Origin of the sequence: Streptomyces sp. NBC_01525 (genome assembly GCF_045040405.1) — a bacterium.
Classification (GTDB): domain Bacteria; phylum Actinomycetota; class Actinomycetes; order Streptomycetales; family Streptomycetaceae; genus Streptomyces; species Streptomyces benahoarensis.
In genome coordinates this window covers 1,556,819-1,570,229 of sequence record NZ_CP109397.1, presented here as the reverse complement: position 1 = coordinate 1,570,229, position 13,411 = coordinate 1,556,819, and the positions used below count along the sequence as shown (strand labels likewise).

Here is a 13,411-nt window from a genome sequence, read left to right as displayed (position 1 = left end):
GATGCCGGGTGAGCCGCGTGCCGCACCCGCCCCGTTCGGCGTCGGCGGGATCACCCACGGCATGCCCGAGAGTGAACGATAAGCGTCTTTTCCTGACCGATACGGTTCACCATCTCGGCCGAGGATGGCGGTAGATGTGCGTCTCCAGGTGTCGTAGTGTCGCGTGCGTTGGCGCGCAGCGGGGCACGCAACGGCGGCTCCGGCGCGGTGGTCCACCGCGGAGGGGAAGGCACGCATGGCAGCCACGTTCGGGCGACGGCTCCGCCGAGGAGCCGGGTCGGCGGCGATCGCGGCCCTGGTGGTGGCCGCCCTGACGGCCTCTCAGGCACCGGGCAGCGTCGACCGCGCCCAGGCGGCCCCGGACCGCGCCCCCGGACCGCCCGCCGACTCCACCGTCGACGGCGACTCGCCCTATTACACGGATCTGCCGCCCCTCAACAGCCCCGTACCGCCCAGCGGTTCACGGAAGAAGCCGGGCCGCCAGGCCGCCATCGGGCCCGCCGAAGCCGGAATCCCCGCCAGCGTCCTCGCCGCGTACCGGAAGGCGGAGGCGAGCGTCGCCGCCACCGACCCCGGCTGCCGACTGCCGTGGCAACTGCTCGCCGCGATCGGCAAGGTGGAATCCGGTCAGGCGCGCGGCGGCGCCGTCGACGCCGAGGGCACCACCCTGCGGCCCATCCTCGGCCCCCAGCTCAACGGCAAGGGCTTCGCCCGCATCACCGACACCGACCAGGGCCGGTACGACGGCGACCTCACCCATGACCGCGCCGTGGGCCCGATGCAGTTCATCCCGTCGACCTGGTCCCAGGGCGGCCCCGACGGCACCGGATGGGGCGCCGACGGCAACGGCGACGGCAAGAAGGACCCCCACAACGTCTTCGACGCGGCGCTCGCCGCCGGTCACTACCTCTGCGGCGGCGGCCGTGACCTGTCCCTCGCCCGCGAGCTGGACCGCGCCGTCCTCGCCTACAACCACTCCGAGGACTATCTGCGCACCGTCCTGTCCTGGTACGCCTTCTACCGCAAGGGCGCCCACGAGGTCCCGGACGGCACGGGCGTCCTGCCCGTCCACCACAGCGGCGGCACCTCCGGCGGCACGGTCTCCCGCCGCGGGGCCGCACCGGCGAAACCGGGCCGCACGGCGGACGACTCCGCGAAGGACGGCGGGAAGGGGGCCGGGAAGAACGCCGGCAAGGAGCAGGGGGAGAGTCGTCCGGGCGCGAACGGCCCCTCCTCGGGCGGCACTTCGGGCGCCACCGACGGCGCACCGGGCACGGGCGGCACGGGCTCCAACGGCGGAACCGGCGGCTCCGGCACAGGCGGCACCAAGCCCCCCACTGACCCGACCGACCCCACGGACCCCACCAACCCCGCACCCCTCACCGTCCTCGAACGCACCGGCGACAAGGACCTCACCGCCACCACGGGCGACACCTTCACCACCCCGCCCCAGGTGCGCGCCAAGGACGGCGCGGGCAAACCCGTCGCCGGTGCCCCCGTGCGGTTCGCCGTCACCGGCACCACCGACGCCCGCTTCCCGGACGGTGCCGCCGACGTCACCGTCACCACCGACAAGGACGGCCTGGCCACCGCCCCGGCGCTGCGCGCGGGCAAGAGCACCGGCACCTTCGCCGTCCGCGCCACCGCCGTCGGCCGCGCCGTCCCGCCCGTCGACTTCTCCGCCACCGTCGAGGCCCCGCCCGCCCCGAAGGCCGACACCCTCACCCGCACCTCGGACGAGGAACTGACCGTGACCGCGGGCGACAGCTACGCGGCCGACAGCATCGAGATCAAGGCCGGCCACCAGGGCGAGGCGGCCGCGGGCGTCCCCGTCACCGCCACCATGGTCACCGACGACCCGGACCACCCGGCCCCGAACACCGCCGGACCGTCCTTCACCGACCCACGGACCACCGGCGCGGACGCGGACACCCCGCAGCGCACCCTGACCGACCTCACCACCGACGCCCACGGCCTGCTGAAACTCCCGGAGATCTTCACCGACGCCGACCACACCGGCACCTTCCGGCTCCGCCTCACCACCGCCGACGGCGCCGTCCTCACCCTCGAACTGAAGGTCACCGCCCCCACCGCCTGACCGTCACCGCGCCGCCACCGCCGTCCCGCCCGCCCCGGGCAGGGCGGCGGTGTCACGTGTTCTCATCTCGGCCGCCCGTTGCTACGGTGCCCCCTCCCTGACGAAGCATCAGCTCTCCGGGAGCCGCCCATGCGCGCCCTCACCGCAGCCGCCGCCGGCCTCGCCGCCGCCCTCCTCCTCGTCCTCACCATCACGGCGATCGGCGCCCCCAGCGGCACCGCCTCCCCCAAGCCGCTGCGGACCACCGTCCCCGCACACCCCTGACGGCGGGGACGTAGCACACCCCGGAAGGGAAGGGACGCACCGCCATGCGCCGCAAAGCCAGCCTGATACTCCTCGCCGCCGCCGTCTTCTTCACCGTGCTCTCCCCGCTGCTGCGCTGGTACGCCTTCCCGCGCCTCGCGAAGGTCCCGCCCAGCCAGTACCAGGACACCGTCCTCGTCGCCGAGCCCGCCACCCTCGTCGACTACAGCACCATGAAGGCCAAGAAGGTCCCCCGGCTCACCGTCGTCCAGACCCTCAAGGGCAACGTCGCCGCCTCCGACCGCATCGAACGGACCGCGGACCGCGACGTCGTCGTCTGGGACACGCTCACCCACATCGTCGGCCCCGACGGCAAAATGGTCTCCCAGATCCCCGAGCGCTACATCTTCGACGCCCATACGCAGGAGCCGGTCCACGCCACCGGCGAGAGCGTCGACGGCGACGCCGTGCGCCGCGACGGCATCGAGTACAAATGGCCCTTCCTCGTCGAGAAGCGCGACTACTCCTACTTCGACGCCCAGACCCGCACCTCCGCCCCCATCCACTACAAGGGCACCCGGACCTTCCATGGCATGGAGGTCTACTACTTCGAGCAGACCATCCCCTGGACCAGGGTGCCGCTCCCCAAGAAACTGCCGATCAAGGGCATCACCGCGGACTCCGTCCGGAAGATGGGCACCACCCGCTGGTACACCACCAAGCGCATGTTCTGGGTCGACCCCGTCACCGGCGCCCCCGTCAACGGCGAAGAGATCCACCAGGAGGAGCTGCGTGGCGGCGACCTGCTCCCCGGCGGCGGCAAGGTCACCGCCTTCGCCGGACACGTCAAGATGCGCCCCGACTATGTCGACGCCGTCGTCGCCCTCGTCTCCTCCCAGCGCACCCTGGTCCTGCTCCTCACCAGCTATCTGCCCTGGGGCTTCCTCACCCTCGGCGTCGCCCTCCTCGCCCTCAGCCTCACCCTGGAGGCCCGCTCCCGCCGCCCCCGCCCCACCGGGCCGACACCCGCCGCACGGCCCGTTGTCAGTGGGGGACCGTAAGGTGAGAACTGGATTGAACGAGCCGCCACCGCCTACGAGTTGACCCCGACCACGCCAATCCGCACCACCTCATCCCCGACCGTCCGCCCCTGTCCCTCGCCTCCCCATCGCCCGTCTCCGCCCGCCCCGCCGGCCTCCCGCCCCACCCCACACATCAGCTCCGGTCCCTCTTCGACCGTGCCGTCGTATACCGCGTCGGCTCCGCCGTCGACGGATCCTCGGGCCACGGATGCTTCGGATAGCGGCCCCGCAGCTCCGCCCGCACGGACCGGTAGCCGTCCCGCCAGAAGGACGCCAGATCCGCCGTCACCGCGGCCGGGTGTCCGGCGGGGGAGAGCAGGTGGACGAGGACCGGCACCCGCCCGTCCGCCACCCGCGGCGATTCCTGCTGCCCGAACATCTCCTGCAGCTTCACCGCCAGCACCGGCTGCGCACCGCCGTAGTCGACCCGTACCCGCGAACCGCTCGGCACCTCGATACGCTCCGGCGCCAGCGCGTCGAAGCGCACCGCGTCACCGGAAGCCCACGGCAACAGCCGCCCCAGCGCCGCCCCGGCGTCGATCCGCTCCAGATCCGCCCGCCGTCGCGCCCGGTCCAGCTCCACGCCCAGCCACTCCCCGGCCCGCTCCAGCAGCGCCGCATCCGACACCTCCGGCCACGGCTCCCCCAACTCCCCGTGGAGAAAGGCCATCCGCTGCCGCAGCGCCACCGCCCCCGCCGACCAGCGCAACAGCCCGACGCCCTCCCGCCGCAGCCCTTCTCCCGCCGCCTCGCGCACCGCCCCCGCGTCCGGTGCCGCCAACGGACGCGTCACCAGCTCGATCGCCCCCAGCCGCTCCACCTCCCGCGCCACGACATCACCGTCCGCCCACCGGACCTCCTCGCCCCGGGAGTACAGCGCCCCCGCCGCCGCAACCGCCGTCGCCTCGTCGATCACCGCCGCCAGCCGCACCCGCGCGGACGCCGACGTCACCGGACGGTCCGCCACCGCGACCGCCAGCCACCGCGCCTCCCGCAACCGCGAACCCGCCTCGCCCGTCTCGGCCCGCGTCCCCGACGCCATCAGAAAACTGCCGCCGCCCCGCGCCCGCGCCACCCGCTCCGGGAACGCCAACGCCGCCACCAGCCCGGCCACCGCATCGTCGTCCCCGGCACCACCGGCACCCGACACCGCACCACCGGAGCGCCCGCGAACCTCCGCGGACCCGGACCCCGCCTCCGCGTCCTCCGGCCCGAGCCCCGCCACCGCCGACGCCAGCCGCCGGGCCTCCTGCCGCCACCGCCCGGCATACGCGTCGCCGCCCCGCCGAGCCTGCCGCCACGCGGCCACCAGATCGTCCCCGTACGACCGCGGCGGCTCCTCGCTCAGCAGCGCTACGACCTCGGCCGCCCGCCGCACGCCCACCTCCCGAGCACCGTCCAGCAACGCCCGCGCCAGCCGCGGATGCACCCCCAGCCGCGCCAGCCGCTGCCCCCGCTCCGTCACCCGGCCGTCCGCATCCACCGCGCCGACCGCGCCCAGCACCTCCCGCGCCGCCGCCATCGCACCCGCGGGCGGCGGATCCAGCAACGCCAGCCCCGCGGTCGACGGATCGCCCCAGCACGCCACCTGCAACGCGAAGGCCGACAGCTCCGCCACCTTGATCTCCGGGTCGGGGAACCGCGGCAACCGCTCGTCCTCCCCCTCCGACCAGCAGCGATACACCGCCCCCGGCGCCTCACGCCCGGCCCGCCCGGCCCGCTGCCGGGCCGCCGCCCGCGACGCCCGCACCGTCGCGAGCGCCCCCAGCCCCCGCGCATGATCCGTCCGCGGCACCCGTGCCAGCCCACAGTCCACCACCACCCGGACCCCCGGAACCGTCAGACTGGACTCCGCGACCGCCGTCGCCAGCACCACCCGGCGCACCCCGTCACCACCGGCCAGCACCGCGTCCTGCACCTCCGCCGGGGCCCGCCCGTGGACCTGCAACACCTCCACGTCCACCCCGGCCAGCAGCCCCGCGACCCGCCCGATCTCCCCGGCGCCCGGCAGAAAACACAGCACATCGCCCGACCGCTCCCGCAGCGCCCGCCGCACCACCCCCGCCACATGCGACAGCAACGCCGGATCCACCCGCATCCCGTGCGCCGGCCGCACCGGACGCTCCGGAGGCGCCCACACGACCTCCACCTCGTACGAGACGCCCTCCGCCGTCACCACCGGAGCCGATCCCTCCGCACCGCCCAGCAGCGCCGCCCACCCCGCCGCGTCCGTCGTCGCCGACGCCGCCACCAACCGCAGCTCCGGCCGCAACGCCGCTCGCACATCCAGCAGGAACGCCGCCGCCGTGTCCGCGTCCAGATGCCGCTCATGGCACTCGTCGAGCACCACCACATCGACGCCTGCCAGCTCCGGATCCCGCTGCAACCGCTGCAGCAGCACCCCGGTCGTCACCACCTCCACGGCCGTACGCGGCCCCACCCGCCGCTCCCCGCGCACCGTGAACCCCACCCGCTCACCGACGCGTTCACCCAGCAGCCACGCCATCCGCCGCGCCGCCGCCCGCGCCGCGATCCGCCGCGGCTCCGCCACCAGCACCCGCCGCCCCGGGCCCGGCCCCACGAGCCCCGCCAACTCCAGCGGCACCAGCGTCGTCTTGCCCGTACCGGGCGGCGCACACAGCACCGCGCTCCCCGGCCCGTCCAGGGCCTCACGCAGCGCGGGCAGCGCGGAACGGGCGGGCAGCAGACTCAGTACGTCATCGCGGATCACCCGCCCAGTCTGCCGCCCCGCCGACCGGACGGGCCCGCCCCCCGTCAGCGCCGCGGACTCACTCCGCCACGCACACGAAGATCGCCGTCCCCGGGATCAGATACCCACGCAACGGTGACCAGCCGCCCCACTCCTGCGTGTTCTCGTCCGGCCACTCCGGCTCCACCAGATCCACCAGCCGGAACCCGGCCGCCACCACGTCCCGCACCCGGTCACCCACCGTCCGGTGATGCTCGACGTACACCGCGTGTCCGCTCTCGTCCTGCTCCACATACGGCGTCCGGTCGAAGTACGACGCGGCCACCGACAGCCCCTCGGGCCCCGGCTCGTCCGGGAACGCCCAACGGATCGGATGCGTCACCGAGAACACGAACCGCCCGCCCGGCCGCAGCACCCGCCGTACCTCGCGCAACACCCGCACCGGGTCGGCGACGAACGGAATCGCGCCATACGCGGAACACGCCATGTCGAATGCGCCGTCCCGGAACGGCAACGCCCCCGCGTCCGCCTCCACCAGATCCACCGCACCGCCCGCGGCCGCACCGTCCGCCCCGTCCCCGATCCGCAGCGCGTGCTGCAACTGCCGGTGCGAGAGATCCAGGGCCACCGGGCGCGCCCCCTGCGCCGCCAGCCAGCGCGCACACTGCGCCGCGCCCGCCCCGATCTCCAGGATCCGCCGGCCCTTCAGCCCCTCGGCCGGACCGAGCAGCCCGGCCCGCTCCTCGTCCAGCCCCTCCGGCCCCCAGATGAACCGGTCGTCCCCGAGGAACGCGCCGTGCTCGCTCTGGTAGTCGTCGGCGTTGCGGTCCCACCAGCCGCGGCTGGCCTGGCTGCTTTCCGTTGCCGAGGCATGACGTCGGGTCGCCTCCGGCTCGTACTCTTGGTTCATCGCGCCCGTCGTCGTAGTCTTCGCTGAGCTTGTAGCAGTAAGGGACGTCGGGGCCCTGGGCCCCGCGGAACATCACGCATGCCGGTAATCGGGCGGTCTGCCCTGGGTGTGCGGCTTCGCGCATTGACCCTGCCCGGCTGCCCCCGTATGCTACAAGTTGCGCTGCGGGCTTGTGCGCCTCAGACGGAGCAGGTCGCGCTCGCATCTGTATGTATGTCCCCTCGGTTTTCGAGGCGTTTCGGTTGGCCCCGGTCTTTACGGGGCTTCCAGAGAGGCGCCTCTGACACTGTCCGGCTTGTGCAGAAGCGATAACGGCTCTCGGCGTAGCAGTACCTACGACTTCAATGTCCGTACCGGAGCCCTTTCCCACATGACGAGCAGCACCGAGACCACCGCCACCACCCCGCAGGTTGCGGTCAACGACATCGGTAACGAGGAAGCCTTCCTCGCCGCGATCGACGAGACGATCAAGTACTTCAACGACGGCGACATCGTCGACGGCGTCATCGTGAAGGTCGACCGGGACGAGGTCCTGCTCGACATCGGTTACAAGACCGAAGGCGTGATCCCCAGCCGCGAGCTGTCGATCAAGCACGACGTCGACCCCAACGAGGTCGTCGCCGTCGGTGACGAGATCGAGGCCCTGGTCCTCCAGAAGGAGGACAAGGAAGGCCGCCTCATCCTGTCCAAGAAGCGCGCTCAGTACGAGCGTGCCTGGGGCACGATCGAGAAGATCAAGGAAGAAGACGGGATCGTCACCGGTACCGTCATCGAGGTCGTCAAGGGTGGTCTCATCCTCGACATCGGCCTCCGCGGCTTCCTTCCGGCCTCCCTGGTCGAGATGCGTCGCGTCCGCGACCTCCAGCCCTACGTGGGCAAGGAGCTCGAGGCCAAGATCATCGAGCTGGACAAGAACCGCAACAACGTGGTCCTGTCCCGCCGTGCCTGGCTGGAGCAGACCCAGAGCGAGGTCCGCCAGACCTTCCTCACCACCCTCCAGAAGGGCCAGGTGCGCTCCGGCGTCGTTTCCTCCATCGTCAACTTCGGTGCCTTCGTGGACCTGGGCGGCGTCGACGGTCTCGTCCACGTCTCCGAGCTGTCCTGGAAGCACATCGACCACCCCTCCGAGGTCGTCGAGGTCGGCCAGGAGGTCACGGTCGAGGTCCTCGACGTCGACATGGACCGCGAGCGCGTCTCCCTGTCGCTCAAGGCGACCCAGGAAGACCCGTGGCAGCAGTTCGCCCGGACCCACCAGATCGGTCAGGTCGTCCCGGGTAAGGTCACCAAGCTCGTTCCGTTCGGTGCGTTCGTCCGCGTCGACGAGGGCATCGAGGGCCTGGTCCACATCTCCGAGCTGGCCGAGCGCCACGTGGAGATCCCGGAGCAGGTCGTCCAGGTCAACGACGAGATCTTCGTCAAGGTCATCGACATCGACCTGGAGCGTCGCCGGATCTCGCTGTCGCTGAAGCAGGCCAACGAGTCCTTCGGTGCCGACCCGACGGCCGTCGAGTTCGACCCGACCCTGTACGGCATGGCCGCGTCCTACGACGACCAGGGCAACTACATCTACCCCGAGGGCTTCGACCCGGAGACCAACGACTGGCTGGAGGGCTACGAGACCCAGCGCGAGGCCTGGGAGAACCAGTACGCCGAGGCCCAGCAGCGCTTCGAGCAGCACCAGGCGCAGGTCATCAAGTCCCGCGAGGCCGACGAGCAGGCTGCGGCCGAGGGCGCTGCGGCCCCGGCGGCCGGTGGCGGCACCGCTGGCGGCGGCACCGCCGGCGGCGGCTCGTACTCCTCGGAGTCGGCGGACAACTCCGGCGCCCTGGCGTCGGACGAGGCCCTGGCCGCGCTCCGCGAGAAGCTGGCCGGCGGCCAGAGCTGAAAAGCTCCCCGCTAGGCACTAGCCGATAGGCGAAGGCCCGCCCCCTCTCGGGGCGGGCCTTCGTCGTTCCCGCACGGAGTGACGGAGCCCAGGGCCGAGCGTCGCGCGCCGGGGCCGCTGTCGCGGCCACGACCTCTGATGCCACCGTGAGCGTACGGTCGCCGCAGGTCAGCCCACCGGAATGCCCGGGTTGGCGACGCCGCGTCCGCCGGTCACGGTGTTGTCGCCCGCGATCGTCACAGGGCACTTCTTCGCGTCGTAGTTCGTGATGTTGAAGCCGTAGCGGCCCTCGCCGGAGGCGCCGCTCAGATCGGACTTGTTGCCCTTGAAGACCGTGCCGCAGCCCCAGCCGGACTCCTGGCTGTGCGTCTCGTAGCCGTTGTTCCTGGTGTGCCGACCGGTGTTCTTCTCGACCAGGACGTCGTTGCCCTTCACATCGACCCAGGAGTCGTCGAAGTGCGCGCCGGTCAGCCCGCTGCCGTCGAAGGTGTTGCCGACGATCTTCGTCCCGGTCGTGCCCTCCTTCACATCGATGTTCTCGCCGCCGACGCCCGGACCGATGGTGTTGTCGAGGACCTGAACGTTGTCGCTGTGATCGTCCGTGCCGCCCGCGCTGCCGACGTACACGCCCTCGCCCATTCCGCTGCCGCCCTTGCCGGTGTCACGGATCGTCGAGTTCTTGATGACCCCGTTCTTGCTGGACTTACGGAAGTGGACGCCTTCCATGTCCAGATCGCGCACGGTCACCGAGTCGATCACGACGCTGTTTGCGCCGTCCATCATGATGCCCTTCTGCCCGCCGGCGACGGTGATGCCCTTGATCGTCCAGTACGAGGCGCCGTTCAGGTGCAGGCCGTAGCCGCCCCCGGCGGTGAGGACAGCCTTGGACGATCCGGTGAGCGTGATCCGCGATCCCGAGTTGCCCGTGGCCGACGTTTTGAAGTTGCCTTTGTACGTACCGTCGGCGAGCTGGATCGTGTCGCCCGGCTTCGCGTCCGTCAGCGCGGACTTGAGCTGCGAGGCGTTCGAGACGTCGATGACGCGGGTGGGGGAGGCGGCGGGCGACCCCGCGGGGGAGGCGCCCGCCGTGCCGGTCAGGGCCGCGCCGACGGCCAGCCCGAGAGCGGCCGAGGCGGTGAGAAGGGGTCCGGTGCGCATTCATCTGCCTTTCCGTATATGAACGTGGGGCGGAAATATGAATCGCGAGGGTGGTCGAGAAGCTAGGGGTGCAGCAGTTCGAGCGTCAAGGGTCCTGCATGGGCATAACTGGAGACGCGATTCATAAGAGTGAACGCAAGATGATGTGCGGGTGCACACGCCGCAGTCTGGTGCACCTTGTGGTTACAGGGGTGCGCCGTTCCCTCGGAGGATGGGAGACTCCGGACCCTCCGTGCCCCTCTGGGGCGTGGTGATTCCCTGGCCGGAGCGCCGGATGCCTGAGTGAGGGAGCGCTGGAGCGCGTTGATCCGACGGCTCGGAAGGCCGGTCCTGGCGCGGAACGATGGCGGGCACATCCTGGCCGGATGCTGTCGGACCCCCGATCACAACCGGGAATGTGGCATCCCGGCCGGACGTTGTCCCACACGGATACAAGGAGGAGCGGACACTGTGTTGAATCCCCAGAGGTTGTACGAATGGGAGCCGAGCGGGCTCGCGGAGGTGGAGACCATCGCCGCCGAGGACTCCGCCGGACTGGTGCTGCTGTACCACTTCGACGGCTACATCGATGCAGGTGAAACCGGCGACCAGATCGTCGAACGGCTCATTGACGGCCTGCCGCACCGCGTCGTCGCCCGCTTCGACCACGACCGCCTCATCGACTACCGCGCCCGCCGACCCCTCCTGACCTTCGACCGCCATCGCTGGACGGCCTACGAAACGCCGCGCATCGAACTGAGGCTCGTCGAGGACACCACCGGCGCGCCCTTCCTGTTGCTGTCCGGGCCCGAACCGGACGTCGAATGGGAGCGGTTCGCCGCCGCCGTCCAGCAGATGGTGGAACGCCTCGGCGTGCGACTCTCCGTCAACTTCCACGGCATCCCGATGGGCGTCCCGCACACCCGCCCCGTCGGCATCACCCCGCACGGCAACCGCACCGACCTCATGCCCGGCCACGCCGACGTCTTCGAAGAGGCGAAGGTCCCCGGCAGTGCCGAAGCTCTGATCGAGTTCCGGCTCGCCGAAGCGGGACACGACGTGCTGGGCGTGGCCGCGCATGTCCCGCACTACATCGCCCGGTCGCCCTACCCGGACGCCGCGCTCACCGCGCTGGAAGCCGTGACCGCCGCCACCGGCCTGGTCCTGCCCGGCGCCGCGCACTCGCTGCGCACCGAGGCGCTCCGCACCCAGGAGGAGATCGAACGGCAGATCTCGGAGGGGGACGAAGAACTGGTCGCGCTGGTCAGCGGGTTGGAGCACCAATACGACGCGGTGGCGGGCGCGGAAGCCCGCGGCAACCTCGTGGCGGAAGCGGTCGATCTGCCGTCCGCCGAGGAGATCGGTAACGAACTCGAACGCTTCTTGGCGGAGCGTGAGGCGGATGGGGGGAATGCTTGACGGGGAGGGGCGCGGGGTGGGGGTGGTTCGAGAGTCTGGACTTGGCCCGTGTGGCCCCCGATCCAGGCAGCTCACGGCCCAGGCGGTCCCGGATGTTGACGGTCCCCGAGCGGGCCGGTGAGCCCTGCGTATAGCGTGGGTCCATGGTGAAGGTGGGACTGACAGGCGGAATCGGAGCCGGTAAGAGTGAAGTCTCGCGGTTGCTGGCCTCCTACGGTGCGGTGATCGTGGACGCCGACAAGATCGCACGCGAAGTCGTCGCACCGGGCACACCCGGACTGGCGGCGGTCGTGGCGGAGTTCGGCGACCGCGTACTGACGAAGGACGGAGCCCTCGACCGCCCCAAGCTCGGCGGCATCGTCTTCTCCGACCCCGCCAAACTGCAGGCCCTCAACGCCATCGTGCACCCCCTCGTCGGAGCCCGCTCCGCCGAACTGGAGGCCGCGGCCGGGCCCGACGCCGTCGTCATCCACGACGTACCGCTGCTCACCGAGAACGGCCTGGCCTCCCTCTACGACCTGATCATCGTCGTCGACGCGGCCCCCGAGACCCAGTTGGACCGGCTGGTACGCCTGCGGGGCATGTCCGAGGACGAGGCGAAAGCCAGAATGTCCGCCCAGGCCACCCGCGAACAACGCCTCGCCGTCGCCGACGTCGTTATCGACAACGATGGGCCGCTGGATGCTTTGGAGCGGCAGGTTCGTGAGGCTTGGGAGCGGTTGGGGGAGGGGTGAGGGTGGGGGAGAGATGTTCTTCGGGGCCTCCCCCGCCCCCCCCGCCCCACCCCGCCCCTCCGCTCCCTCCCCTCTCCGTGCCGCGCTTGTATCAGCGTCGCGTCCCTCTTCGCACTGCGCGGCCCACAGCGAGGCGACGAGGTAATGACGACGGCGCCACGGTCTCCCTCGCCGACCTCGCACCGGGAATGCAGTGGCGGGCGTCGTCGTTGTGCCGGGAGAATCTGACCGGGTGGCCCAGGAGGACCGCTCGGTACGCATCGGAAGGAGGCAGCCGTGCAACAGCGCAGCCCCGAAACCTATGTCATCGACTACCGTGCCGCGGAGCAGTTGCTGGATGCCCGCGATCCTCGCGGCGCGATCCGGCTGCTCGATTCGGTCATCGCCGCGCACCCGGAGAACACCGCTGCACGGCTGCTGCGTGCTCGCTCCTTCTTCCTCGCGGCTCAGCTCCGCCCGGCCGAGCTGGAGTTCCAGATTGTGCTGGAGCGTGAACCGGACAACGCGTTCGCGCACTTCGCCCTGGGACGCACCTTCGAGCGTGCCGGCCGTCCGGAAGAGGCGCAGCGCCACTTCCGTCTCGCCGCGGCCCTCGAACCGAGGCCCGACTTCCTCCAGGCGGCCCGCTTCGGCACCGGCACCGACGACGCCGGTCCCGATCTGCCGCCTGCTCCCGCTGCCTGATCCTGCGCTCCGGGTGCCCTGGGGCAAGGGGCTACGGGGGACGCGCTCTGCCCCGTGGCCCCGAGGGTCGAGGTCGGGTGAAGGCATCGTTCCGCCCATGGTCGGGCTCGTAGGGCGGTATGTCCTTGCCCGGTTGGTAGTGGGGGCCCTGGTGGAGGTGCCGGATGACCACGGCCAGGTCCATGAGGGTCACCAGGGCCAGGGCGGCACAGGCAGCTGCCCAGCCGGGTCTGCCGACCATGACGAAAGCCACGGTTCCGGCGACGGCCCAGACCAGCCCCCAGATGATCAGCCCGAAGCGGATTTTCAGCGGACTACGTGCGTGAAGAGGCTCATTTCCCGTGCGCATTGCCATCCATCTCCCGCATCCATGGTCCTACCGAATCGTCGCGTCGTCACTCACCAATCCGTAGCGTCATGCCACCCTGAGCGGCAGGTCTGAGCCCGTACGAGGGCGGGCCGGCGAGGCGCGAGCCGGTGGTTCTCCGTATGTCTTTGGTTCGCTCTTC

General features: G+C 71.3%; 11 protein-coding genes. 7 read left to right on the top strand and 4 right to left on the bottom strand.

Annotated features, from left to right (window positions below; translation table 11 throughout):
• Window positions 1-235: 235 nt before the first annotated feature.
• From OG422_RS07045 to OG422_RS07035, 3 genes are all read left to right on the top strand, one after another.
• Complete coding sequence (locus OG422_RS07045) at window positions 236-2,098, top strand: lytic transglycosylase (RefSeq protein ID WP_405740940.1); 1,863 nt, start codon at window positions 236-238, stop codon at window positions 2,096-2,098.
• 129 nt (window positions 2,099-2,227) lie between these two features.
• Entirely contained in the window at window positions 2,228-2,362 is a 135-nt protein-coding gene (locus tag OG422_RS07040) for an SPW_0924 family protein (RefSeq protein ID WP_143944838.1), read from the top strand.
• Between the two features lie 44 nt (window positions 2,363-2,406).
• A complete protein-coding gene (locus tag OG422_RS07035) occupies window positions 2,407-3,402 on the top strand; it encodes a DUF3068 domain-containing protein (protein WP_405740937.1) in 996 nt (331 codons plus the stop codon).
• Between the two features lie 154 nt (window positions 3,403-3,556).
• On the opposite strand, the gene hrpB is transcribed toward OG422_RS07035, so the two are convergent.
• Both hrpB and OG422_RS07025 read right to left on the bottom strand, forming a co-directional pair.
• Entirely contained in the window at window positions 3,557-6,154 is a 2,598-nt protein-coding gene (gene hrpB / locus OG422_RS07030) for an ATP-dependent helicase HrpB (protein WP_405740934.1), read from the bottom strand.
• 58 nt (window positions 6,155-6,212) lie between these two features.
• A complete protein-coding gene (locus OG422_RS07025; protein ID WP_405740931.1) occupies window positions 6,213-7,043 on the bottom strand; it encodes a class I SAM-dependent methyltransferase in 831 nt (276 codons plus the stop codon).
• Window positions 7,044-7,413: 370 nt separating this feature from the next.
• On the opposite strand from OG422_RS07025, the gene rpsA reads away from it, so the two are divergent.
• Window positions 7,414-8,928, top strand: coding sequence for a 30S ribosomal protein S1 (gene rpsA / locus OG422_RS07020; protein ID WP_143944245.1), 1,515 nt, complete (start codon window positions 7,414-7,416; stop codon window positions 8,926-8,928).
• A gap of 168 nt (window positions 8,929-9,096) precedes the next feature.
• On the opposite strand, the gene OG422_RS07015 is transcribed toward rpsA, so the two are convergent.
• The gene (locus tag OG422_RS07015) at window positions 9,097-10,086 is read right to left on the bottom strand and encodes a right-handed parallel beta-helix repeat-containing protein (RefSeq protein ID WP_405740927.1); all 990 of its coding nucleotides are present in this window, start codon (window positions 10,084-10,086) and stop codon (window positions 9,097-9,099) included.
• Between the two features lie 450 nt (window positions 10,087-10,536).
• Here OG422_RS07015 and OG422_RS07010 point away from each other — a divergent pair, with 450 nt between their 5' ends.
• The 3 genes from OG422_RS07010 (at window position 10,537) to OG422_RS07000 (ending at window position 12,902) form a co-directional block, all read left to right on the top strand.
• Window positions 10,537-11,484: a proteasome assembly chaperone family protein gene (locus OG422_RS07010; RefSeq protein ID WP_405740924.1), complete on the top strand. Its 948-nt coding sequence runs from the start codon at window positions 10,537-10,539 to the stop codon at window positions 11,482-11,484.
• Window positions 11,485-11,627: 143 nt separating this feature from the next.
• Window positions 11,628-12,218 carry a dephospho-CoA kinase gene (coaE, locus tag OG422_RS07005; protein ID WP_143944999.1) on the top strand — a complete coding sequence of 197 codons (591 nt, stop codon included), beginning with the start codon at window positions 11,628-11,630 and terminating at the stop codon, window positions 12,216-12,218.
• Window positions 12,219-12,494: 276 nt separating this feature from the next.
• Window positions 12,495-12,902 carry a tetratricopeptide repeat protein gene (locus OG422_RS07000; RefSeq protein ID WP_143943889.1) on the top strand — a complete coding sequence of 136 codons (408 nt, stop codon included), beginning with the start codon at window positions 12,495-12,497 and terminating at the stop codon, window positions 12,900-12,902.
• A gap of 31 nt (window positions 12,903-12,933) precedes the next feature.
• Here OG422_RS07000 and OG422_RS06995 read toward each other — a convergent pair whose 3' ends face one another.
• Entirely contained in the window at window positions 12,934-13,251 is a 318-nt protein-coding gene (locus OG422_RS06995; protein ID WP_405747669.1) for a DUF6343 family protein, read from the bottom strand.
• Window positions 13,252-13,411: the final 160 nt, after the last annotated feature.

Excerpts from the sequence above, each read along its gene's own strand:
- OG422_RS07040 (WP_143944838.1), top strand. The coding sequence starts at position 2,228 with ATGCGCGCCCTCACCGCAGCCGCCGCCGGCCTCGCCGCCGCCCTCCTC.
- OG422_RS07025 (WP_405740931.1), bottom strand. The coding sequence starts at position 7,043 with ATGAACCAAGAGTACGAGCCGGAGGCGACCCGACGTCATGCCTCGGCA.
- OG422_RS07045 (WP_405740940.1), top strand. The coding sequence starts at position 236 with ATGGCAGCCACGTTCGGGCGACGGCTCCGCCGAGGAGCCGGGTCGGCG.
- rpsA (WP_143944245.1), top strand. The coding sequence starts at position 7,414 with ATGACGAGCAGCACCGAGACCACCGCCACCACCCCGCAGGTTGCGGTC.
- OG422_RS07015 (WP_405740927.1), bottom strand. The coding sequence starts at position 10,086 with ATGCGCACCGGACCCCTTCTCACCGCCTCGGCCGCTCTCGGGCTGGCC.
- coaE (WP_143944999.1), top strand. The coding sequence starts at position 11,628 with ATGGTGAAGGTGGGACTGACAGGCGGAATCGGAGCCGGTAAGAGTGAA.
- OG422_RS06995 (WP_405747669.1), bottom strand. The coding sequence starts at position 13,251 with ATGCGCACGGGAAATGAGCCTCTTCACGCACGTAGTCCGCTGAAAATC.
- OG422_RS07035 (WP_405740937.1), top strand. The coding sequence starts at position 2,407 with ATGCGCCGCAAAGCCAGCCTGATACTCCTCGCCGCCGCCGTCTTCTTC.